This is a genomic window from Pseudomonas sp. TE12508 (assembly GCF_056279485.1).
Window position 1 is genome coordinate 1 of record NZ_JBWCCN010000034.1, and the last position, 21,988, is coordinate 21,988.

A 21,988-nucleotide genomic window follows, 5' to 3' on the forward strand; every position below is an offset into this window, starting at 1 on the left:
GTCGTTTGAAAAGCGGTGAAAACCGCCTTTCAAACCCACAAAAACGTAAAGGATGTCCCCGGTCTCGATTGTAAAGGATGTATCCGTTTCTACATCGCGAAGACGGCGGCACAGTCCACATTGATGTCGCCTGACACACCGCTTTCGCGAGCAAGCCCGCTCCCACAGGTTCCGTACCGTGACTGGCCGACATCAGGCGATTTGATCCGGTTTTTGCCCGGTTGTCACATCAGGTTCATAAACAGTCAGCAGGATAAAACGCTCAAGGACAGATCGACAGGGAGTGATCAATGTCATTCATGGAACCCACTGATCGTCAGGGTGTGACCGAGTACCAATGGCCCGTAGAACAAAACCAATCCTTACACTCACTGGCCGGAATCGATCCGGTGCTGGTGCAGTCTTTCCGGGTCTGCGCCCGTTGCGGTTGTTTCATGCAAGCGGCCCGCAGCCTCAACATCAAATCGACCCAATTGCGTAAACAGCTGGCACAACTTGAAGCGCAACTGCGGCGTTCGCTGTTCAGCCACTCGAGCAATGGCTTTGCACTTAGTCGTGACGGCTTGCGGCTCCAGGCGCAGTTGATTGCCCTGGCCCGCGAACGCGACTTGCCCGTGATCGAACAGCCCTTGATTCGCCTGGCCGTCGCCGAGTCGATCCTGCACGACATCCTCGGCCGTGATCTGGTCTCGCTGCTGCGGCGCAACGCCAGTGTGCGCCTGGACATCATTTCCCTGGACAGTGAACTGTCGCTGCGAGCGATCAGCGCCGATGTGGTGGTGTGGCTGGCCGGCACCGATTCGCCATTGCCAGGCCCCAGTTTCGCCATCAGCGAACCCCAGCGTCTGGCACGGCTGGACTATCTGCCGCACATCGCCAAACGGTATTCACGGGTCGCGGCCCGGCCGGATAGCCTGGGTGACCTGGCCGATTTCATGCTGGTGCAATGGCAGCACGACCGCCATATTGCCGCTTTTGGCCCGTGGAACAGTCTGGTGGAGCAGCGTCTGGCGGGCGTGGTGCAGCTGCATTCCTATGAGCTGATGCTTGAGATGATCCGCTGCAGCGCCTGCATCGGTTTGCTACCGCACTACATGAGCCAATTCGACCGGGGGCTGGTGGCGTTACCCGGGCTCTTCAAGCAACCGATGCAGCGCCAGGTGTGGATGGCGGTCAATGCCGACTCCCGGGATGAAGGTGAGGTGCAGAGCATCGTCGAGCTGATCCACAACACCTTCAACGAGCGGCGGGAGTGGTTCGAGAGTTGACGGCTAACTAATGTGGGAGCGGGCTTGCTCGCGAAGACGGTGTGTCAGGCAACATTGATACCGACGGACCACCGCCTTCGCGAGCAAGCCCGTCCCCAAGCCTTCCGTGGAACATGAGAACGATCAATTTCTTTGGCTATCCGCTTGGATATCGGCCGGTGTGGCGGTGAAGGCAGGCGGCGCAGCATGACTGTGCACTGTCTGAGCACCAACACCACAACTTGCGAAAAACGCCATCAGGCTGAATCCTGCGGCGCGAAGCAAACCTTTCATAGAAATTTCCTCATTTCCGAAGGTGACATTCAGTCCGGCGAATAACGTCGTTCCTCAAGTCAAAAATCGAGGTGGCGGTGCACGACTCCGGTGCTGGATAGTCGATGGGTATGCTTTTTACTCTAGCAGGTGGTTGTCGCGTCACCCGTTCAACCATGTCGCTCTTTTATCGAGCTGACCCCTTAGCTTTTTTTCAGCGGAAGAAAGTAGGCGGCCCATCCGATTGCCATCAACACCAGATTGGTGCCATCGCGCAACAGCAAGCTGCCCGCAGCACGCCGTACTTCCTTCGAGCTGACGCGGCCGCGGGCGATGTCGAGGCGGGCAAAACTGTGTATGTGACGAATGACATCGAACGCCATGAGCCCCGATGCTGCCAGGAAATAGAAAATCCGCTGCCAATAGGGTATGCCCAGCGACCGCAGCAGGTCCGTGGTGACGTGCTGGTGCGCCACTTCTTCAGCGCAATGCCATCGCCACAGGCGGGTCTGTGGTGACTCCTTGACCGAGAGCAAGCCGTTTCTGCGCAAGGCGGCAGCGGACATAACGGCCGTCACGTGCTCGAACGCGGCAGCCAATGCCAATTGCGCATTGAGTGACAATTTTGACTGAAGAGCCTCGAGATCTTTTTCGATCATGTGCTCGAACTTCTTGACTTCAAACCCCTGGGTTTCCAGTTGCTGGTTGTACAGCCTGTGCGCTCGCTGGTGGGCCCGTTCCTCTGCCACGAAGTTGAGCGAACATTCGGCAAGAACTGAAGTCTGTTGCAGCCGCAAAGCGGCTGACTCCACCACCGAGATCACGAATTGCTCACCGGCCGGAAGCAATACCGAACAGGCATCGAACAGGTAAGTCTTGATTGACGTGTCGTTCCAGAATGGCTTGAAGAGGGTGGCCTCTTCACTATTGTCGGATACAGGCTTCTCGAGATAATCCATGCGTCAATGGCTCACACATGAGCGGGGGGTGTCGGCGGCAGCGATCTCGCGAATCAATCCCGAGAAATAACCACGCGTGATGTGCGCCTGCCGGGCATGCGCCTCGTCTTTCGCTAGCGCCTCATGCACCTGCCTAAGGCGAAAGCATGGCACGGCAGGATACAGGTGGTGTTCGGCATGAAAGCCGACGCCGTGGGGGGCGATCAACAAGCGTTCCCACCAGGTTGCAATCACCGTTCGGGATGCTCCGGGACCGGGGTTGGGCATGGCGAAGTGTTCTGCCACATCGCGCCAGTACAGCAGGGCCATCAACACGGTAAACAGAGGCAGGAGCCAGTACACCAAGGCCGCCAGCCAGAGGTGGAACCAGGTGAAAACTCCCGCGAGCAAAACGGCAAAAATCCATTGTCGATACCGCGTGGAAGGTGGGCATTGCGACGCCATTTTTGACGTCACCAGGGCCGTTTTCAACTCGTGGAAGCCGTAAAGCCCTGCGCAGTGTTTGAGCAACAGGATGACAATGTTGAACGCGGATTTTGGAAAGGTGAATCGGTCCTGTCCCTTGCATGAAACCCAGTTGGGATCGCGGTCGGTTGCGGTATGCCGATGGTGGGCGGTGTGGTCGCGACGAAACCCGAAAATGGTGATGGTGAACGGGATTGCCGTCAGGAAATCGCCAAGGGTGTCGTTGAGCATGGGGCGAGTCCGGCTGAACTGCCGGTGTGAAAACTCATGCATCAGAATGAGCAATGCATGCTGCCTTGCGCCGATGAACACAACGGCCAACACCGAGGCCCAAATCGTGCCTGCGTACATGGCCAGACCTGCCGTACACAGGATTAGCCCCCACTCGAAAACCGTGGCGGCGAGTAAACGCAATGGGGCGGGTTTGCCCCACTCCAACAGCTGGGCGCGCTCTACAGTGCGGATGGGATATTGGGGCTCGGCAGTCTTTGTGTGCCGTGATTCGATAGCTGCGTCTGTCATGGCTTACTTCCAGAGTCGGGGACCGAGTCGCATCCAGGTCGCATAGAAGGTGGGGAGGTCCGTCACGCCGCCTGGCTTGCGTTCGGCCAGAGCCCTCGATTGAGCGTGGGCATGGAACCAGCGCGTCGCCGGTGCATCATGGTGAATTCGGTGCAACGAGCGATGCAGGATGAGCCAGGACAGTGGCGTTGGCAGATATAAATCGGTCGTGATGTCACAGGGCGCGCGGCGCGAGCCTTGAGCCGAGATCGGTACCCCATAGTGCTCGGCCTGGGTCAACCAGAAATCCAGCCAGGCAAAAATGCAATACGGAAGCAGGTAGGCGCATACGATTTGTCGAGGCACCTCATGGATGCCCAAAGCCAGCGCTGCGACGAAAACGGCGAGAAAGGCATTGTTCCAGCGCCAGCGCCAGAGCGCATGAGGAGGTGTGTAGCCTCGGGAAAAAATATTGATGGAAACGGCAACCCACAGTTGCTCAACGGCGCCAAACAGGCTGATCAGGCGTGTTCGCCATGTCTGTTGGTACAGCAACCCTTCGGGATCATCGGCCTGGCACGTTTTGCGATGGTGTTCGAGGTGAAAGCAGCGGTAGCCCACGAAGTTCACGCCGAAAATGGCAGCCGTGAATACACCCACTGCATCGTTCAGACGCGTGCCAACGAGGAACTGACGATGCACACATTGATGTTTGGCCTCCTGAACCCCGATCATCAGGATCGCCTGAAGCACTATCAGCGGAGCAACGGCAAGCCATCCGAACTCATCGTGAGCAGCCAGCCAGACAATCGCGGCCGTATTCAAGGCGCACAGGGCCATGAACAGATAGCTGGGCATGTTGGAGCGCAATGAATGAGAGGCTGCCAAGCCGGTATCTACATGACGGGCAGACCTCGTGGCACTGTTCAAAGGCTCTATTCGATTAAACATCCGACAGCCTCCCAAGGCCCGAGCCAACGTAAAAGAACGCCACCGTCGTCAATAGCAGCACACCGGATGCTACGAACACGGCTTCGATGGCGGTGAATTGCAAAACCCAGCCTGAAATCGCTGCCGAGACCGGCGCGAGTCCGGCAAACACGAGCATGAACAGGCTCATGCCGCGACCGAGCAATGCTGGCGGCAATGCTCGCTGCAGCCAGGTGTACGCCATGACCTGCACAAAGCCGCCAAAGATACCGATGGCGAACAGCAGTGCCACGCCTTGCCAGAGGGCGTATACCCATCCCAGCGGCATCAGCAGCAAGGCGATGGCGGCATCCATTGCGAGCAGGGTGGTGCCTAAATTGATAATCCGCAGTTTCGGGTGGGCAGTGAACATCAGCATGCCCACCAAGGTCCCCGCGCCTTGGGCCCCGAATAGCCAGCCCAGGGCTTGCGCCTCGGGCGTGAAACGCATGTGAACCAGTAGCGGCACGGCGATCTGTACCGGTCCGCTCATGAACAGCGTCATCGCCGCCATGTAGGCCAGATACGTACGAAGCCGCCGATTCTGAAAGAAATAACGCAGGCCTTCCGTGGCGGTGGAACCGAAACCAAGGGAAGTCGTTCTGCGGATACGCAAACTGCTCAGCCCGAGCGCGGACAGGGCAAAGGTCAGCGCGTCGAGTGCAAACGCGATGGCATAGCCGTCCAGCGCGCCGTTTGAATCTGAGCGCACATCAGAGGGCAAAATCGCGCTGGCGATTAGTGCACCGGCGGCGACCGGACCCAGGGCCATGGTTACCTGTCTGAGTGCAAGAAAGACGGCGTTGGCCTGCTCCAGATCGCGCGGGTTCACAATGCCAGGCACCAGGGCACTGCCGGCCGGTAAAGTGAGCGCGCTGAACAGCCCCAATAATGCGGCGCATCCATAGATCACGGGCAACGTGGCGTGACCTTGAAAAACCGCCCAGGACAAACCGCATAGCGCTATTGCACTCGAACAGCAGCCGAACATCCATACCGAGCGGGCGCCAAAACGGTCGACCAGCGAGCCGCCAGCCAACAGGAACAAGGCGCGCGGTAATGCAAGCGCGGCAAAAGCCCAGCCGAGCGCCATCGGGTCTGGCGTTATCGCCATGACTAGCAGGGGAAAGGCGACAAGGGTGAACTGGTCTCCCATCATGGACGCCGCAGCGCAGGCCAGCAGTCGCCAAAAACATCTGTCGTGCGCGAGTGGACGTGCTGCGCTTTCTGTTGTCAGGGAAGCGTTCATAAGCACACGAAGAACAGTTTTTTCATACGCTGCAGCCAAGGCAGCGGAACCCGCTTCCATATAAAGGAAAGACCGGAGAGTGGCACTTTACCTAAGATCAGCACGCCAAAATCCAGTGAAGGGGCATGCGGGAAATAGTTGTCGTTGATGGCGACGATCTTGCGAAAGCCTCTTTTGAAGTAGTACCGCAGTTGTGGATCCAGCGGCAGGCCTTTATGTTCACTTCGCACATACTGTGTTACCGGACTATCAGGGTTTTTCGAGATCCAGTTACGAAGGCCCGGGATTGGCGAGCCAAGATAGACATCTGACCATCCCGCCTTCAGCGCATGGGGCCAAAAGAACTCGAAAATGGCTTCTGCCGCTTTCGGATCAACACTGCTCAGGCTGATGCCAAACAGCACACCGGTTTTTGCGGACTCGTCGCCGTGGTGTTTTCTTGCACAGTCTTCCCACGTTGGGCACTTGCGTATGATCTCGTGCCGGGCAGGTTTCATGAACAACGACGCCAGCGCATCACCCGTGCGAGTGCAAAAAGCGCCGATACTCAATGCAGGGAAGGAGGCGATCCGTGACGCCAGCATCGAGGCGTCTGCGCGCTGATCGCCTTCCCATTTCCTTTGCTCAAGTTCAAGCACCGAAGGAATGTCAGCTGGCGACAGAAATCGAACCTCGATCTCAAGGTCATTAGAGGGGCTGTAAGCCCCCACTTCATGTCTACCAGCGCAACGATCAGGGACCTTTGGAGTCCCGTTTTTTAAGGCAGCTTCCATCTCGGCAACAGGCAACATTACGTATACGGCTCACAGATTGAAGGGGCGAGAAATCAATCCGCGCTAATGTATTGCGCCTATGTGAACGTCTGATGATCTGGCCAAAAAAACATCGCCAGCCTGCCATCAAGCGCAAAAGATCGCAGTCTTCGGCAGCTCCTGCCGAGGCTGCGCGCGCCCACGCAATGACGGGTTCATACGGTCCCTGTAGGAGCTGCCGAAGGCTGCGATCTTTTGATTTTCCTGGGAGGAGGGACAAGCCTCCTCGCCACAAAGGTTTGCGCCGTTATAGAGTAGGCGGCCATGCACGCATCAAGGACGAAACATTTCATGCCCGCCGACTCCGTCATTACCCTCGAACGCTTCAACGAATCCCACATCGAGGGCATCACCGCGCTCTACAACGACCCCGCCGTGGCCCGGCAGGTGCTGCAAATGCCGTTTCAGTCCAGCGAGGTCTGGCGCCAACGCCTGATGGCGGACAACGAGCGGGCGGTGAAACTGGTGGCGTTGCACCAGGGATCGGTCATCGGCAACATTGGCCTGGAGCAGTTTTCGCGGATCCGCCGCAGCCACGCCGGTAGCTTTGGCATGGGTGTCGCCGTGGCGTGGCAGGGCAAGGGTGTCGGCTCGAAACTGCTGGCGGCAGCGCTGGACGTCGCCGACAACTGGATGAACCTGCAACGGGTAGAACTTTCGGTGTACGCCGACAACGAAGCGGCCATCGGCCTGTACCAGAAATTCGGTTTCGAGACCGAAGGCCTGTTTCGCGATTACGCCGTGCGTGACGGTCGGCTGGTCGATACCCTGAGCATGGCGCGCCTGCGTCGCACGCCCGAGGCCCAACGCCGGTAAGTCAAGAAATGTGAGCGACGAACATCCTGTGGGAGCGTGGCTTGCCCGCGAAGAACGATGACGCGTAATACCTGAAAAACCGCAGTGCATTCTTCGCGGGCAAGTCGGATCGCCGCACCGCTCGCTCCTACAGGTTCTGCGCGAGTCAGTCGTCCAACGCGAACGCCACCGCCGCCTGCGCATGCAGTTCGGTGGTGTCGAGCAAGGGCAGGGCGCTGTGCTCGGGTTTGATCAGCAGGCCGATTTCGGTACAGCCGAGGATGATCGCCTGGGCGCCGCGTTCAGTCAGCGACTCGATCACCCGTTGATAAACCTGGCGTGACGCCTCGCTAATCACCCCGACGCACAACTCGTCATAGATGATCCGGTGAATGGCCTGGCGCTCCTCAGCCTCCGGTACCAGCACCTTCAGGCCCTTGGCCGTCAGACGTGTCTTGATAAAGTCCTGCTCCATGGTGAACGCAGTACCCAGCAAACCCACCCGCAGCGCACCGGCGTCCAATGCCGCTTGACCAGCCGGATCGGCAATGTGCAGGAACGGAATATCGATGGCGGCCTGAATCTGCCCGGCCACCTTGTGCATGGTATTGGTACACAGCACCACGCACTCGGCGCCACCAGCCTGCAGACGCTGGGCCGCATCCACCAGAATCGCCGCCGCGTCGTCCCAGCGCCCGGCATGCTGGGCCTGTTCGACCGGGCCGAAGTCGACGCTGTACATCAACAGTTTCGCCGAACGCAACGGCCCGAGGCGATCACGTACCTGCTGGTTGATGAGACGGTAATACTCGGCGCTGGACTCCCAGCTCATGCCGCCGATAAGGCCGATGGTGCGCATGTTGTGCTCCCGTAATGGCAAACCCTTGCGAGGGTGCTCTTTATTCGAGAGTATCCCGTGGGTCTTCATGGCGATCTATCAGGAAATTTCACATGCCCAGTGTGCTGAGCCGGCGCCTGCCGGGTGGCAAAATCTGCCTGCAACTCTTGCCTCGTGCGGCCTACAGCGCGCGCGATCCGGCACAGTCAAAAACGCTCGGGGTGACGCTGGAACGTCAGCAAGGCGTGCATGCGATCGACTCTGACCGACGGACAGATTTTGATACCTTTGCGGGTGTATTGGCTTATACGCCTATTGGCGTGGAGGTGTTTTCCGAATCAGCCACCGGTGGTGAGTATCTGCTGATGCAGTTGGACGAGCAGTTCGCCAGCGAACAGTTACCCTCTGTCACCCACCGCGTGCAGTCTTGCGGTAATCGACGGGCGTTGTCTCTGGCGCGAGAGGTACGGCGTCAGTTGCTCGCCACGCAGCCCGACTTGCTGGCGCTTGAGCAATGTGCCGTGGCGCTGGTTGGTGTCGCGAATTCGAAAGCCGATACTACGCAGCGTGCTGCGCCCCGGGCCTTCGCCCGCGTCATGGAGCAGATCAGTGAGCAGTTCCAGCAGCCTCTGACGCTGGAACAATTGGCCGCCACCTATGGGCAAAACGAGCTGCGCTTTCTGCGCGATTTCACCCAGGCTATCGGCCTGACACCCCACGCTTACCTCATTGAAATGCGCCTTCAGGCGGCACGAAGGATGATCGAGTGCACTGATCTGTCCTTGGCCTGTATCGCTCTGGATGCCGGTTTCGCCCATCAGTCGCACATGGGCAGTGCCTTTCGCAAGCACCTGGGCATGACCCCTCGCCAATACCGTTCACGCTTTTAGTCGTACGCCTGTGGCGCGCATCTGCCATGCTCAAAGTCCGCAGCAACGCTTCAACCAAAGGAACACCGCAATGGACGATGTACAGCAACTGGGCGAGATGCTTCGCCACTATGCAGATAGCGAAGCGCACAAGAAGCAACTGTTTGAGTCGCAATCGGCCGTGTGGGCGACGCGCATTGGTGAGTTGTTCGATCAGATCCAGCAGTGGCTGGCACCGGTTCTGGCGCCGAATCTGTTGGAAGTGAGCCGCGAGGAGTATGTCGCGTCCGGGCCGAGCGTGCCGCTTGAGACGTCGACATTCAAAACCGAGAAACTGTCCATTGTGATCGCCGGGAAACCGGTGGAGTTCGTGCCGGACGTGATGGGCGCGGGTGGGCAGATTTCCCTCGCAGTGATGGGCTTGACTGCCGCGCGTTATGGCAGCATTTCGCTGGTGTGCCTGCCGCCCTCCAGCAATTGGCAATGGCGCAAGACCAATGGCTTGAAAGACCCGGACACCTTTGCCTTCGATGCGAACTTCCTGGCGCAGCAACTGCAGAGCCTGATTCCCCGCGAGCGCGGCTGAATTCTCTGAGCATGATGATCGTTCCCACGCTCTGCGTGGGAATGCCTCAAGGGACGCTCCGCGTTCCAATGGGACGCAGAGCGTCCCGGGCTGCATTCCCACGCAGAGCGTGGGAACGATCATTGGTGCTGCATTAAATTTCGAGGTTGCCCCAACCCGGCTTCACCTCTTCCGGCGCCACCGCTTTCACAGTCTTACCCGTCGCCAATTCCACCCGCCGCGCCACCTCGGGATCATCGGCGAACGGAATCAGGCTGGCATCGTCCAGGCTCTCGGCCGTCTGGTGTTTCAGGCAGTACTCGACCGCCAGCCAAAGCCCCAGAACACCCAATAGATTCAACCCCATCTCGATCATGTCAGGCTCCTTGCCTCAGGCAATCTGCGCTTCAAGTTCAGCCATCCTCACGTCCGACACCCGCACCGTGCGCCAGGTGTTGTAGGCCATCAGCAACATGCCGCTGAGGAAGAACACCCCGCCCACGAAACGCACGACGAACCCCGGATGACTGGCCTGCAAGGCTTCGACGAACGAATAGGTGAGGGTGCCGTCGTCGTTGATCGCGCGCCACATCAAACCCTGGGTGATTCCGTTGACCCACATCGAGGCGATGTACAGCACGGTGCCGATGGTCGCCAGCCAGAAGTGCGCGTTGATCAGGCCGATGCTGTGCATCTGCGGGCGGCCGAAGACTTTCGGGACCATGTGGTAGATGGCGCCGAAGGTGATCATAGCCACCCAGCCCAGGGCCCCGGCGTGAACGTGGCCGATGGTCCAGTCGGTGTAGTGGGAGAGGGCGTTCACCGTCTTGATCGCCATCATCGGCCCTTCAAATGTCGACATGCCGTAGAAGGCCAGGGACAGCACCAGAAAGCGCAGGATCGGGTCGGTGCGCAACTTATGCCAGGCGCCCGACAGGGTCATCATGCCGTTGATCATTCCGCCCCAACTCGGCGCCAACAGGATCAGCGACATCGCCATGCCCAGCGACTGCGCCCAGTCTGGCAACGCGGTGTAGTGCAAATGGTGTGGGCCGGCCCAGATGTACAGGGTGATCAGCGCCCAGAAATGCACGATGGACAAACGATAGGAATACACCGGCCGACCCACCTGTTTTGGCACGAAGTAATACATCATCCCGAGAAAGCCGGTGGTCAGGAAGAATCCCACCGCGTTGTGCCCGTACCACCACTGCACCATGGCATCGGTGGCCCCGGAATACACCGGATACGACTTGAACCAGTCCACCGGAATCGACAGGTGATTGACCACATGCAGCATGGCGATCACCACGATGAACGCGCCGAAGAACCAGTTGCCGACGTAGATGTGTTTGGTCTTGCGTTGCACCACGGTGGTGAAGAACACGATGGCGTAAGCGACCCAGACCACGGTCATCCACACCGCGCCGGAGAATTCGATCTCGGCGTATTCCTTGGTGGTGGTGTAGCCCAGCGGCAGGGTGATCAGCATCACCACGATCACCGATTGCCAGCCCCAGAAGGTGAATGCTGCGAGCTTGTCGGAGTACAGCCGCACCTGGCAGGTGCGTTGCACCGCGTAGTAACTGGCGGCGAATTGCGCGCTGCCGGCAAAGCCGAAAATCACCAGGCTGGTGTGCAGCGGACGCAAGCGGCCGAAGGTGGTCCACGGCAGGTCGAGGTTCATCTCGGGCCATACCAGTTGCGAGGCGATCCACACCCCCATCGCCATCCCGACGACGCCCCAGACGATGGTTGCCACGACGAATTGGCGAACGACCTTGTAGTTATAGGCCTGTCCGATTGTTGCTGTGCTCATGGTCAATTCTTCCACGGTTGCAAAGACTTGCCAGGCCACCCGGTCTGGCATGCATGAACTGTAGAAACCCTGCCGCAAACAAAACAGACTCAGAAAAACCGAGTTTATGCGGATCAGATGTGATGCCGGCCTGCGGCCGTAGGCCGCGTACTGATACGGTTTTTTAGTGTTTAGCTGAATCTGTAACGTGCTGCGCTGCTGTCGCATAGTTGCACCCCAAGAGCGAACCGCAGAGTTCGATACATCGCAATTCCTGTGGGAGCCCCTGTGGCGAGGGGGCTTGCCCCCGTTTGAGTGCGTAGCACTCACAAGATCTCTGGTGCATCAGAGATTTTGGGGCTGCTTCGCAACCCAACGGGGGCAAGCCCCCTCACCACAGCCGCTCCCACAGGTTCTGTGCAAAATTCCTGATGAGGCAGCCACATGTATCAATACGATGACTACGACCGGGCCCTGGTGTTCGAGCGTGTTGCGCAGTTTCGCGATCAGGTCGAACGTTTCATGGCCGGGGAGTTGAGCGAAGAAGAGTTCCTGCCCCTGCGCCTGCAGAACGGCCTGTACATGCAAAAGCATGCCTACATGCTGCGCGTGGCGATTCCTTACGGCACCCTGAGCGCCAAGCAAATGCGCATTCTGGCGAGCATTGCGCGGGACTACGATCGTGGCTACGGCCACTTCACCACCCGGCAGAACATGCAGTTCAACTGGATCGAACTGGCCCAGGTGCCGGACATTCTCGAACGTCTGGCTCAGGTGGAAATGCATGCGATCCAGACCTCCGGCAACTGCGTGCGCAACATCACCACCGAGGCCTTCGCCGGCGTCGCGGCGGACGAGTTGATGGACCCGCGCCCGCTGGCAGAGATCCTGCGGCAATGGTCGACCATCAACCCGGAATTCCTGTTCCTGCCGCGCAAGTTCAAGATCGCCATCTGCTCGGCGAAGCAGGACCGCGCGGCGATCATGATGCATGACATCGGCCTCTATCTTTATCGCGATGAGAGCGGGCAAATGCTCTTGCGGGTGATCGTTGGTGGCGGCTTGGGGCGCACGCCGATTCTCGGTTTGCAGATCCGCGAAGGCTTGCCGTGGCAGCACTTGCTGTCCTACGTCGAGGCGGTATTGCGCGTCTATAACCGCCACGGGCGGCGCGATAACAAGTACAAGGCGCGGATCAAGATTCTGGTCAAGGCACTGGGTATCAAAGCCTTCGCCAAGGAAGTGGAGGAGGAGTGGCAGCACCTCAAGGACGGTCCGGCGCAGTTGACCGACGTCGAGTATGAGCGTGTCGCCAGTGCCTTCGTGTCGCCCGATTACCGCTCACTGGCCGGCACCGATCTGGACTTCGGCACACGCCTGGCCGAGAACCCGGCCTTCGCCCGTTGGGTGACGCGCAACGTTCAACCGCACAAGGTGCCGGGTTACGCCAGCGTGGTGCTGTCGACCAAACCGGGCATCGCCGCGCCGCCGGGGGATGTCACGGCCGAGCAGATGGAGGCGGTGGCCCAGTGGTCCGAACAGTTCGGCTTCGGCGAAATTCGCATCGCCCATGAACAGAACGTCGTCCTGCCGGATGTGCCGAAGGCCGACCTTTACGCTCTGTGGTGCCTGGCCTGCGAGCAAGGCCTGGGATGCGCCAACATCGGCTTGTTGACCGACATCATCGCCTGCCCCGGCGGCGACTTCTGCGCGTTGGCTAACGCCAAATCCATTCCCGTCGCACAAGCGATACAGGCGCGTTTCGAGGACCTGGATTACCTGCATGACCTGGGCGACATCAGTCTGAATATCTCCGGTTGCATGAACGCCTGCGGCCACCACCACATCGGCAACATAGGCATTCTTGGCGTCGATAAGAACGGCAGCGAGTGGTACCAGATCACCCTTGGCGGCGCCCAGGGCAAGAACAGCGCGTTGGGCAAAGTCATCGGGCCGTCCTTCAGCGCCGCCGAAGTGCCCGCGGTGATCGAGCGGATCATCGCTACATTTGTCCGCTACCGCGAGAGCGAGGAACTGTTCGTCGATACCTTGGCACGCATCGGTCTGGAGCCGTTCAAGGAGCGGGTTTACCCGAAAATGCTGGAGGTGTCGGCATGAATAATCTGCTGCGTTTGCAAGAGGGCGGTGCCGAGTGGGTGCGCGATGATCCGTGGCAGTTGATTCGTGAAGCAACGGACGAGTTGCCGGTCGGACCGCTGATACTACCGTTACCCCAATGGCTGGCCCTCAACGCCAATACCACGACAGCGCTCGAAGGCGTCTGGCTGGGGCCCAACGATGAAGTGACAAACCTGACCCCGTGGTTTCCCGACCTGCCGCTGATTGCCCTGGATTTTCCGAGTTTTCGCGACGGACGCGCCTACAGCCAGGCCTATCTGCTGCGTACGCGTTTCGGTTGGCAAGGCGAATTGCGCGCGATTGGTGATGTACTGCGCGATCAACTCAGCCACATGCGTCAATGCGGTTTCGACAGCTTTGCCGTGCGCGAAGATAAATCCGCTGAAGATGCACTCAAGGGGCTGGCGGGGATGAGCGTGTTGTACGGACGCTCGGTGATTGAGCCGCGGCCGTTGTTCAGGCGGCGCTGAAGCTTTCCCGGCTCAAATCCCAGTCAGTTAGCGCAACCCCTGTGGGAGCGGGCTTGCTCGCGAAAGCTGACTGACATTCAACATTGAAGTCGACTGATACACCGCTTTCGCGAGCAAGCCCGCTCCCACAAGGATCTTCTGTGTACGGGGATTTTTGCTTGGGCCAATGATGGCATTTTGATAGAGTCCGCGCCTCATAGGGAGTCGGCAAAGAAAGGAGTCTGGTTTGAGCGTGGGCAAGAAGATTTTAGGGCTTTTCGCGTTGCTGCTGATGGCGGCCCTGTGGGGCAGTTACTTTTATGTGTTCAAAGAGAACCGTAACGGCCAGCTCGGGGAGACCTTCAGCAGCTACGCCTGGTGTGGCACGCCACCGGCCAGCGATGCCACAGGCTCGGGCAGGGATCGACTGTCGCTGCACATCACCAACAACGTTCATGGCGAGTTCATGCTCTCGGGCGCGGTGATCGTCTCCGAGCGAACCTTTGATCGCTATGACCTGGGCCGCAACGAACTGCGGCTGCGCATGGAACCCCTGCAGTGGTCCTACGGCATTGCGCCGATTCTCATGGAGCAGGTCAGGATCAAGCCCCTGAGCCGCAACCTGTCTTCGACCGATAAAAGTGCCTACGCGGAACTTGAGTCCAGACCCATCGGGGTCTTGGGGCGGTCGACGGACTTTCCGTTCGACACCTATCGCTACGGCTACAAACCAGTGCTGTACATCCTCAAAGGCAATGAACGCATTGACCTGAAGTTCAGGCACATCACCACTGGCATGGAGATGTCGAACACCTTTACGCCGATCCGGAAGTACAACCGTGTCGAGTACATCAACGAGAAAAACTCGTTGATTCGCGAGGAGGATTACAAGCCCTACGGCGCCAACGAATGCGCGTTCAGTGTCGAGCGCAAAGGCTCGTTCAAGGTGATTGTGCTGCTGTTGTTGCTGGTGATGTGCCTGCCGCTGCTGCACGTGTTTTATCGCGATGAGCCGGGTATCGATTTTCTCGCGACGCTGGTGAGTATTGGTGCGATCCGGGTGTTTCTGGTGGGGCCGTTGAACGACTTTCAGCTGTACAGCATCGACTTCCTGTTCGCGGCGGTGATCATCCTGGTGGGCACGGTGTCGCTGATCAAGGCGATGCGCGCCAATAGTCGGCGGGAATTGGCGGCGAGAAGCGGATCTTCGTGGTGATTGACCAGGGCTTGCCCGCGAAGGGGCCTTTGAATATGGCCGCGATCACTTCAGCAATAGGTGAATATTGTGCTTTTTGATAACAAAGTGCCGAGCATTGGCTATACCTGTAATTCCCGTATTCAATATTGTTGCCCGGCCTTCTGACAGGAGTTACAGCATGAAGCTTGCGTTACTGATGAGCACACTGTGCATCGCCTCGATTGGGGTGGTGGGTTGCTCGAGCAAAGTCGTCGAGCCGGACCAGTATTCCGGTTTTCTCAAGGACTACAGTCAGCTCAAGGAAGCCAAGTCGCCATCGGGCGCTGTGGTGATGCGCTGGATGGACCCCAAGCTCGATATCAACAAATTCACCAGTGTCTACATCGAGCCGACTCAGCTCTATCCCAAACCGCAGCCGACGGTGAAAATCCCTCAGACCACACTGAACGGCATCACCAGTTACTACGATCAGGCGCTCAAACGCGAGGTGGGTAAATCCCTGCCATTGGCCAGCGGTCCCGGCCCTGGCGTTTTGGTGGTGCGTGCGGCGATCACCTCTGTTACCAGCAAGACCGAAAGCCTCCAGCCTTATGAAGTGATCCCGATCGCCCTGGTAGCGGCGGCAGTCAGTACCGCCAGCGGCATTCGCGACCAGGAAACCAATCTGGCCACCGAAGCGGTGTTTCTCGATGGTGGCAACAACAAAGTCGTGGCCCAAGTGGTGCGCAAGGGCATTGGCAAACCGCTGGAAAGCTCAGATCAGGTGATGAAGGCCGGTGACGTGAAAAACGTGATCGATGGCTGGGCGTCGGATATGCATCAGTCGTATCTGAAACTCAAGTCCAAGTCCAAGTAATGCGGCGGGGCTGAGGGCCTCTTCGCGAGCAAGCCCGCTCCCACATTGATTCTGTTTCGATCACAGATTTTGTGAACACCAGAGATCAAATGTGGGAGCGGGCTTGCTCGCGAAAGCGGTCTCCCGGTACCACTAATTCCCCCCGCAATCCCGATACCCCGCTACGACGCATCAAGCGGCATCAGGTGCATCAGAAGTGCATCAGGTATGTCAGGTGCATAAGTTTTGCTTCAGTGCTTCTTCGCCTGCGCACGTACTCGTTCTTCCTGCTCGCGCAACTGCGGTGTGAACTCGGCCCCGAAGTCTTCGGCCTCGTACACCTGGCGAATCTCGATCTCGGCCTCTGTGCCCGGCATCGGGTTGGGGCAGCGCTTGACCCACTCGATCGCTTCCTCTTTCGACTTCACCTGCCACAACCAGTAGCCAGCGATCAGCTCCCTGGTTTCGGCGAACGGGCCGTCGATCACCGTACGCTCGTCACCCGAAAAACGTACGCGGGCACCTCTACTGCTGGGCTGCAGGCCGTCGCAATCGATGAGGATGCCAGCCTTGGCCAGTTCCTCGTTGAAATTGCCCATCGCGGTCATCAGTTCTTCGCTGGGCATCACACCGGCCTCGGAATCCGGGCTGGCTTTCACAATGATCATGAATCGCATGGTTTTGTCTCCGCTGGATTTGAGTGACTCACTGTCTAGTCGAATGGCCGTCGCCCGAATCGACACTACCTTTAACGAAAGACCGCAAAAGAAGTGGATTTGTTACCTGTGAGGGTGATTGATTCCCTCAAATAGCACCTCGTTTTAAATCCACACCGATAACTATGTACCGCACCTGACTGCGGTTGCATCGACATGCTGTGCCTACAGACAAGGAGAGACTGTATGGCACAACAAACACATTACGATGGAACGTCAGGAAGTGTTGTCATCAGGTCCGGACCACCCGCTTCGAGTGGTGGCTCAGGCGGCGGTTTTGGTGGCGGCGCAGGGGTTTCAGGCGGATTCGGTAGAACCAGCAAGAAAAGACAAAAGGCTCGCAGGCGGGCCATAGAAGCTGATCGTCAGAAGAAGGAAAAAGAGCGTGTGCAGGCCGAGGCGGCTCAAGCACAGGCAGCCGCAGCCCAAGCTCAGGAGCAGGCCCGCTTGCAGGCCCGGCATCAACAGCTCGAGGGGCTGGCGCAGCATCATGCTGCCGTAAGAGTCGAGGTAGACCAACGTTTTGCTGCCCGATCCGCACAACTCGCTCCGACCCTGGAACAGGAAGTCCTGGCGGCGCGACGACCGCCCGATATCCACTTGAACGAGCGCTTGCAGCTTCACAACATCACCAAACAAAAACAAGAAATTGATGGGCTGATCACCCGAAAAACCGCAGAACTGAACGCAAAGAACGCGGTTGCCCGATCATTCGATGGACACGATCCACTCACCCGCACGGTTAACGATTACCGGGCCCGACTGGAGCAATTCGGCGAGGCGCTCGTTCACGGCCACCAGATCTGGGAAAACGCCTACAACGCGGCCCACGAAGCGAGGCTGCTATCCACACAGATAAGCGCACTCACTGACAAGTCCAGCGCGCTGGCCAGGCGTCATGCCGAGCAGACGATTGTCTGGCGCGAAAGGGAAGCGGTCTGGGAGGCCCAACGCCAGTACGCCAGGCAGCGTGAAGCTCGAGTTCGCTTCAAGCAGCAGGCCGATGAAGATGCACGGGTTGAGCGGGTCAGGCAGGCCAACACGCTGACAGTCCCGGTGTCTTCGCTGACCGCTGGCGGGATGGCTTTGACGCGCGATGGCATATTCGTTGCGCAGCAAGGTGCTGCAGTGCTTGAAATGGCTGTCCAGTCTGCCGTCAATACCCTCATCGATTTCGGGCGGATTGCCGCAAAAACGGGACCGGTGTTCGTCACCGCGATGGTGTACTCGCCAACCCTTGGTGATGGTGAGTTGAGCGCTGAGCAACGTCGGCGTTTGTTTCAGGCTGTCGGGGTGCCCGCGCCAACGTTGGGTCTTACTGACCGCCAAGCGTTGCAATCGATCGCCGATGCGGGCGGTTCAGTGGAGGTCGCATACCGACTCAAACCTGAAACCGTGCCGGAAGGCACCGCGATCATCGCTGTCGCTACGGGCGATGCCATTGGTGCTGATGTGCCGGTCATCAATGCGGTGCTTGACCCGCTGACCGGCCTCTATAGCGCCGAGATTCCCGGATCGCCAGCCAGGCACCTGCAATTCACCCCGGACACCACTCAGGTTGCCACTGCCAGTCAGCCCGGGCTGAGCGTGTTGACACCCCAGGTCGAGGCCATTGCGGCGGGCGTCGATCTGCGTATCAGCGATTGCATTGTGTGCGTGCCTGATCAGCCGCCGATTTACTTCACCTTCAATCTGCCACCGATAGGCTCGGGCGTCGTCACAGGGGTCGGTAAACCGGCGGCGAATGACTGGTGGAAAACCACGAGCCAGGCGCAAGGTGCTGCCATTCCCGTGCAGATAGGCGACCAGTTTCGTGGTCGTGAATTCAATTCGCTCGCCGCCTTCGACGAAGCGCTGTGGCGAACGCTCGGCGAGCATCCGACGCTCATCGCTCAATTCGATGAGGTGAACAAAAAGCGCATCGAACAAGGCTTCGCGCCGTACGCGCCGAAAAGTACCTGGGTCGGTGAGCGACGCGAGTTCGAACTGCGCTATCAGGAGCGGGCAGAGCTCGGCGCCAATCCTTTCAACCTCGACAAAATCAGCATCACCACGCCGCAAAGCATCCAGGGACGGCTGGGGATCACTCCTGCGGTCCTGCCCTGGCCGATTCGTCCGGTTGGTGTCGGAACCTGGACACCCCTGGTGCCGCCAGGTATCGAACACCTCGGTCCTACAACCTCTCCGGTTACACCGTCGATTCCAGCAGTTTATCCCGGCACACCGATCATCCCGGTCCTACCGCAAAACGAGACGTTTCCGGCTGTTGACGAAGGGCAGATCGGTGCCAGTATTCCTGGGTATCCGGCGGATATGGAGTTGCCTTCGTCGGATGTCCTGTTTCTGGATCGGCGTGATGATCCGGGGACTGCAATAGGTTGGGGATCCGATGCCTCGGAGGTTTGGCTTGGGGATGACGCGAGGGGAAAGGGGGCTCCGATTCCTTCGCACATTGCGGATCAATTGCGGTGGCAGGAGTTCAGGAATTTTCATGGCTTCAGGCGAGCGTTTTGGAAGGCTGTTGCGGCGGATGCGGAGTTGAGCAGTCAATTTAAAACCATTGATTTGATCTTGATGCAAAAAGGCAAAGCACCCTTCGCCTCGCCTAACGACAGGAATGGAGGGCGAGTTAAATTTGAGATTCATCATATTTTTGAAGTTGCACAAGGAGGAGGTGTTTACGACATGGATAATTTGTTAGTCATGACGCCTAAGCGGCATATTCTTCTACATGGCAAAGGAATTGACTGATGGAGTTTAAAGAGCATTTTGAGGACTACACAGAATCTGAATTTCTGGAGTTTCTTCGAGGCCTTTTTGAAGGGGGGCGAGATTTATCTGATGATGATTTCGACGCATACATAATCAAAGGTGTATTGCACTTCGAGGCAGTGACTGAGCATCCAGATGGTTCGGATGTCATTCTCCATCCTAAGGGCGGTCAGGAAGATAGCCCCGAACGCATCCTGAAAGAAGTCAAAGAATGGCGCGCACTCAATAACAAACCCGGCTTCAAGCCAGAGTAACTGCACGCATCCAATTCAAAGGCATCTGCTCATCACACATGAGCAGATGCTGTTATCTGGCAGCCGTTGTGTGCCCGAAACAAGGAAGCAACAAAGATGGAACTTAAAACAACACTCAAGGATTACACCGAATCGGAATTCCAGGCCTTGGTGAACAGAATCTGGGCCGTCGATCTGCCGAAACAGGACCACGACCGACTGATCAATCATTTCGACCGCATCGTCGGTGATCCCAAAGGGGCCGACCTGCTGTTTTATCCGCCAGAGGACGATACGAACACTTATTCATCGGGCTCGGTCGTGTACTACGTCAAGGACTGGCACCACAAGCAGGGGCGTGCCGCATTAAAAGGGGAGGGTGTTCCTGTTCCACGTCCGGTTGCTGCAAGACCGGGAGCACCGTTGACCCCGGCGCAGATGACACAGCAACGTATCGCCTGGAACCTGGCTGACGTACATAAAGTCGCTGTAGATCTGGCGGACTCAGAACGGGCGGCAGAAGCGGCACTCAGTGTATTCGAGCAACAGATTAAACACTTGCGTCAGCGACAGAACGCCCAAGTGGACATCCGTGGGCGCGAGGCGGACATCCGTGCTCTGGAAACTTCTGAATTTGAAGCGCGCGTGGCGGCCCGCCGATACGAATTCTGGAAAATGAGCATCGGGTTCAAAAGAGACAGCGCCCGGCGCGAGCTATCCTACGCCCGGTCCGAACTCGCGCAGTGGCAAAGTATCGCCCAGCAGATCAATGCCACTCACGACCGTTATCTGGCGAAGTTGAATGAAATCAATCAACGTCTCCATCGTTTTCAAGTGGGTGCCGAAGCGCTGCTGGGGGTCGCGCAAACACAACTCGTTGATCAGCGTTATCAGCAGGGAGCAGGGCCGACCCAGGCGGGCGAGCTTCTTTTTGCGCCGCTTGCCTTTGCCAATGCGCGACCGGGTATTTTCCTCGATGGCGGCCTTTCGCAACCCCTGGAGACCCATCGGGTAGCACTGCAAAAAGCCATACGCTCGGCGGTGGCGGAGTTTACCTGGCAGATAACCTCGGGAACCCAGGACCATCAAGGTCAATACGCTGCCGTGTTGCAATTCGAATTCTCCAGCCGGGCCGAAGTGGAAAGGTATGGGCTCAGCGTTCCACTGCTCGAGCTGCTGCCGATCGAGGGCCAGTCTTGGCAAGACTTGGCCGCGACGGGTGCCGAAGTCGATCTTCCGTTCAGGATGAGCAGCGGCGCGTACGCTGTTCCACCAGGGACGATGTCCCGGGGGCTGAGAGAAATAAACACATTGCTACAGGTGGCCATTACGCCGACTAATGGCAACGTATTGTCGTCCAGGGTGAGGGTGCGAGCGGCTGTCTGGAATGAGCAGATGAAGACCTATTGTTTTACCGCTGACGGGCCGGCCCCGGCAATTGTGAGCTGGAGCGCGCCAGCGACCCTTGAAGCCACATCGGTCCTGGCACCAGCCCCCGAGTATCGGCTGGGATTTCTTCGCTCTTCGCCTGTGCCCTTGCTGGAGGCTTTCAACGACATGGCCGCGATTCGTTTCGATGACTACGTCGTTGTCTTCCCGCCAGCGTCTGGCCTGGACCCGCTTTACATCATGTTCAGAGACCGGAACGAATACCCCGAAATGAGCATTGCTCAAGCAAAGCCCTAGCACGGTGCCGTGTTAACACGGCTGTCCAATCAGCCACCCCGCCAAACAAAGGAAATGTTACGGTCTATGCCTGTACTGGAACTCACCACCCTGATCCTCAATCGTACCCCCGAGCAAGTCCTCGACTTCTGTCTGGAAGGCGTGAACTTCCCGAAGATCTTTCCAGAGCGAGTCACGCTGTTGAGCGATATCGATTTGAGTAACCTGCGCATCGAAGCCGGTCGCCAGTTTCGCTTTCGGCACTGGATGTTCAACCTGATCCCATCGAGCTGGACGGTGGTGATCCGCGAGGTGGGAGAGCACCATTTCATCGATGAAATGCTTGAGGGGCCCATGGCTGCCTTTCGTCATGAACATCGGGTGGCGGCGGGTGAGGGCGGTACGCTGTACACCGACCGTGTGACCTATGCAGCCATGGGTGGCGCACCGTTGGAATGGTTGCTGGTCAATGCCTACATGCGGCGGATTTTCGAAGCGCGGCATCGCAATATGTTGCGCTTGCTCGGTTAAGCAGCCCGTATACGGTCCTGTGGGAGATTCTATGGTTGAGGGGAAGCCCTCAACCCGTTTTCGCTTGGTATTCACTCTGCCCTTTCAGCAGTGCAAATACGACCCGTGCA

General features: G+C 58.2%; 22 protein-coding genes. 12 read left to right on the top strand and 10 right to left on the bottom strand.

The annotated features are described in order from the left end of the window. Window positions 1–290 precede the first annotated feature (290 nt). Window positions 291–1,268, top strand: a complete 978-nt coding sequence (locus ACZ9IM_RS30020; protein WP_427628047.1) for a LysR substrate-binding domain-containing protein — start codon at window positions 291–293, stop codon at window positions 1,266–1,268. A gap of 123 nt (window positions 1,269–1,391) precedes the next feature. Here the strand turns inward: ACZ9IM_RS30020 and ACZ9IM_RS30025 are convergent, their stop codons facing one another. The 6 genes from ACZ9IM_RS30025 to ACZ9IM_RS30050 all read right to left on the bottom strand — a co-directional run bounded on the left by ACZ9IM_RS30025 (window position 1,392) and on the right by ACZ9IM_RS30050 (window position 6,454). After that, window positions 1,392–1,541 (bottom strand): hypothetical protein, encoded by a 150-nt coding sequence (locus tag ACZ9IM_RS30025; protein ID WP_185022035.1) that lies wholly within the window; start codon window positions 1,539–1,541, stop codon window positions 1,392–1,394. A gap of 182 nt (window positions 1,542–1,723) precedes the next feature. Further along, on the bottom strand, window positions 1,724–2,479 hold the full coding sequence (locus tag ACZ9IM_RS30030) for a metal-dependent hydrolase (protein ID WP_427628049.1): 756 nt from the start codon (window positions 2,477–2,479) through the stop codon (window positions 1,724–1,726). 3 nt (window positions 2,480–2,482) lie between these two features. Next, on the bottom strand, window positions 2,483–3,466 hold the full coding sequence (locus ACZ9IM_RS30035; RefSeq protein WP_427628051.1) for a fatty acid desaturase family protein: 984 nt from the start codon (window positions 3,464–3,466) through the stop codon (window positions 2,483–2,485). Between the two features lie 3 nt (window positions 3,467–3,469). Then, complete coding sequence (locus ACZ9IM_RS30040; RefSeq protein ID WP_476225802.1) at window positions 3,470–4,375, bottom strand: fatty acid desaturase family protein; 906 nt, start codon at window positions 4,373–4,375, stop codon at window positions 3,470–3,472. A gap of 13 nt (window positions 4,376–4,388) precedes the next feature. Beyond that, on the bottom strand, window positions 4,389–5,663 hold the full coding sequence (locus tag ACZ9IM_RS30045) for an MFS transporter (RefSeq protein WP_476225803.1): 1,275 nt from the start codon (window positions 5,661–5,663) through the stop codon (window positions 4,389–4,391). After that, a complete protein-coding gene (locus ACZ9IM_RS30050; protein ID WP_427628056.1) occupies window positions 5,660–6,454 on the bottom strand; it encodes a hypothetical protein in 795 nt (264 codons plus the stop codon). Before ACZ9IM_RS30050 ends, ACZ9IM_RS30045 begins: the two co-directional genes overlap by 4 nt. A 312-nt stretch (window positions 6,455–6,766) precedes the next feature. On the opposite strand from ACZ9IM_RS30050, the gene ACZ9IM_RS30055 reads away from it, so the two are divergent. After that, window positions 6,767–7,291, top strand: a complete 525-nt coding sequence (locus tag ACZ9IM_RS30055; RefSeq protein ID WP_476225804.1) for a GNAT family N-acetyltransferase — start codon at window positions 6,767–6,769, stop codon at window positions 7,289–7,291. A gap of 145 nt (window positions 7,292–7,436) precedes the next feature. Here the strand turns inward: ACZ9IM_RS30055 and ACZ9IM_RS30060 are convergent, their stop codons facing one another. Continuing rightward, window positions 7,437–8,129 carry an aspartate/glutamate racemase family protein gene (locus ACZ9IM_RS30060; RefSeq protein WP_476225805.1) on the bottom strand — a complete coding sequence of 231 codons (693 nt, stop codon included), beginning with the start codon at window positions 8,127–8,129 and terminating at the stop codon, window positions 7,437–7,439. Between the two features lie 92 nt (window positions 8,130–8,221). On the opposite strand from ACZ9IM_RS30060, the gene ACZ9IM_RS30065 reads away from it, so the two are divergent. After that, window positions 8,222–8,998, top strand: a complete 777-nt coding sequence (locus ACZ9IM_RS30065; protein WP_476225806.1) for a helix-turn-helix domain-containing protein — start codon at window positions 8,222–8,224, stop codon at window positions 8,996–8,998. A gap of 70 nt (window positions 8,999–9,068) precedes the next feature. Beyond that, the gene (locus tag ACZ9IM_RS30070) at window positions 9,069–9,563 is read left to right on the top strand and encodes a hypothetical protein (RefSeq protein WP_427628064.1); all 495 of its coding nucleotides are present in this window, start codon (window positions 9,069–9,071) and stop codon (window positions 9,561–9,563) included. Between the two features lie 133 nt (window positions 9,564–9,696). Here the strand turns inward: ACZ9IM_RS30070 and ACZ9IM_RS30075 are convergent, their stop codons facing one another. Then, a complete protein-coding gene (locus ACZ9IM_RS30075; protein WP_052963449.1) occupies window positions 9,697–9,918 on the bottom strand; it encodes a hypothetical protein in 222 nt (73 codons plus the stop codon). A 15-nt stretch (window positions 9,919–9,933) separates the two neighbouring features. Then, window positions 9,934–11,361, bottom strand: a complete 1,428-nt coding sequence (gene ccoN / locus ACZ9IM_RS30080) for a cytochrome-c oxidase, cbb3-type subunit I (RefSeq protein ID WP_427628066.1) — start codon at window positions 11,359–11,361, stop codon at window positions 9,934–9,936. A gap of 423 nt (window positions 11,362–11,784) precedes the next feature. Here ccoN and ACZ9IM_RS30085 point away from each other — a divergent pair, with 423 nt between their 5' ends. The 4 genes from ACZ9IM_RS30085 (at window position 11,785) to ACZ9IM_RS30100 (ending at window position 15,982) form a co-directional block, all read left to right on the top strand. Next, a complete protein-coding gene (locus tag ACZ9IM_RS30085; protein ID WP_476225807.1) occupies window positions 11,785–13,458 on the top strand; it encodes a nitrite/sulfite reductase in 1,674 nt (557 codons plus the stop codon). After that, entirely contained in the window at window positions 13,455–13,949 is a 495-nt protein-coding gene (locus ACZ9IM_RS30090) for a DUF934 domain-containing protein (protein WP_427628070.1), read from the top strand. The genes ACZ9IM_RS30085 and ACZ9IM_RS30090 overlap by 4 nt, the downstream gene beginning before the upstream one ends. Before the next feature lie 226 nt (window positions 13,950–14,175). Next, window positions 14,176–15,144, top strand: a complete 969-nt coding sequence (locus ACZ9IM_RS30095; protein WP_476225808.1) for a hypothetical protein — start codon at window positions 14,176–14,178, stop codon at window positions 15,142–15,144. Window positions 15,145–15,304: 160 nt separating this feature from the next. Next, the gene (locus ACZ9IM_RS30100; protein WP_476225809.1) at window positions 15,305–15,982 is read left to right on the top strand and encodes a DUF3313 domain-containing protein; all 678 of its coding nucleotides are present in this window, start codon (window positions 15,305–15,307) and stop codon (window positions 15,980–15,982) included. Window positions 15,983–16,212: 230 nt separating this feature from the next. Here the strand turns inward: ACZ9IM_RS30100 and ACZ9IM_RS30105 are convergent, their stop codons facing one another. Beyond that, entirely contained in the window at window positions 16,213–16,638 is a 426-nt protein-coding gene (locus ACZ9IM_RS30105) for a YciI family protein (RefSeq protein ID WP_427628282.1), read from the bottom strand. 225 nt (window positions 16,639–16,863) lie between these two features. On the opposite strand from ACZ9IM_RS30105, the gene ACZ9IM_RS30110 reads away from it, so the two are divergent. The 4 genes from ACZ9IM_RS30110 (at window position 16,864) to ACZ9IM_RS30125 (ending at window position 21,878) form a co-directional block, all read left to right on the top strand. Then, on the top strand, window positions 16,864–19,428 hold the full coding sequence (locus tag ACZ9IM_RS30110) for an S-type pyocin domain-containing protein (protein WP_476225810.1): 2,565 nt from the start codon (window positions 16,864–16,866) through the stop codon (window positions 19,426–19,428). Then, window positions 19,428–19,703 (top strand): bacteriocin immunity protein, encoded by a 276-nt coding sequence (locus ACZ9IM_RS30115; RefSeq protein WP_427628278.1) that lies wholly within the window; start codon window positions 19,428–19,430, stop codon window positions 19,701–19,703. The genes ACZ9IM_RS30110 and ACZ9IM_RS30115 overlap by 1 nt, the downstream gene beginning before the upstream one ends. Window positions 19,704–19,799: 96 nt before the next feature. Further along, window positions 19,800–21,368: a bacteriocin immunity protein gene (locus ACZ9IM_RS30120; protein WP_476225811.1), complete on the top strand. Its 1,569-nt coding sequence runs from the start codon at window positions 19,800–19,802 to the stop codon at window positions 21,366–21,368. 66 nt (window positions 21,369–21,434) lie between these two features. Further along, complete coding sequence (locus ACZ9IM_RS30125) at window positions 21,435–21,878, top strand: SRPBCC family protein (RefSeq protein ID WP_476225812.1); 444 nt, start codon at window positions 21,435–21,437, stop codon at window positions 21,876–21,878. The last annotated feature ends 110 nt before the right edge of the window (window positions 21,879–21,988 follow it).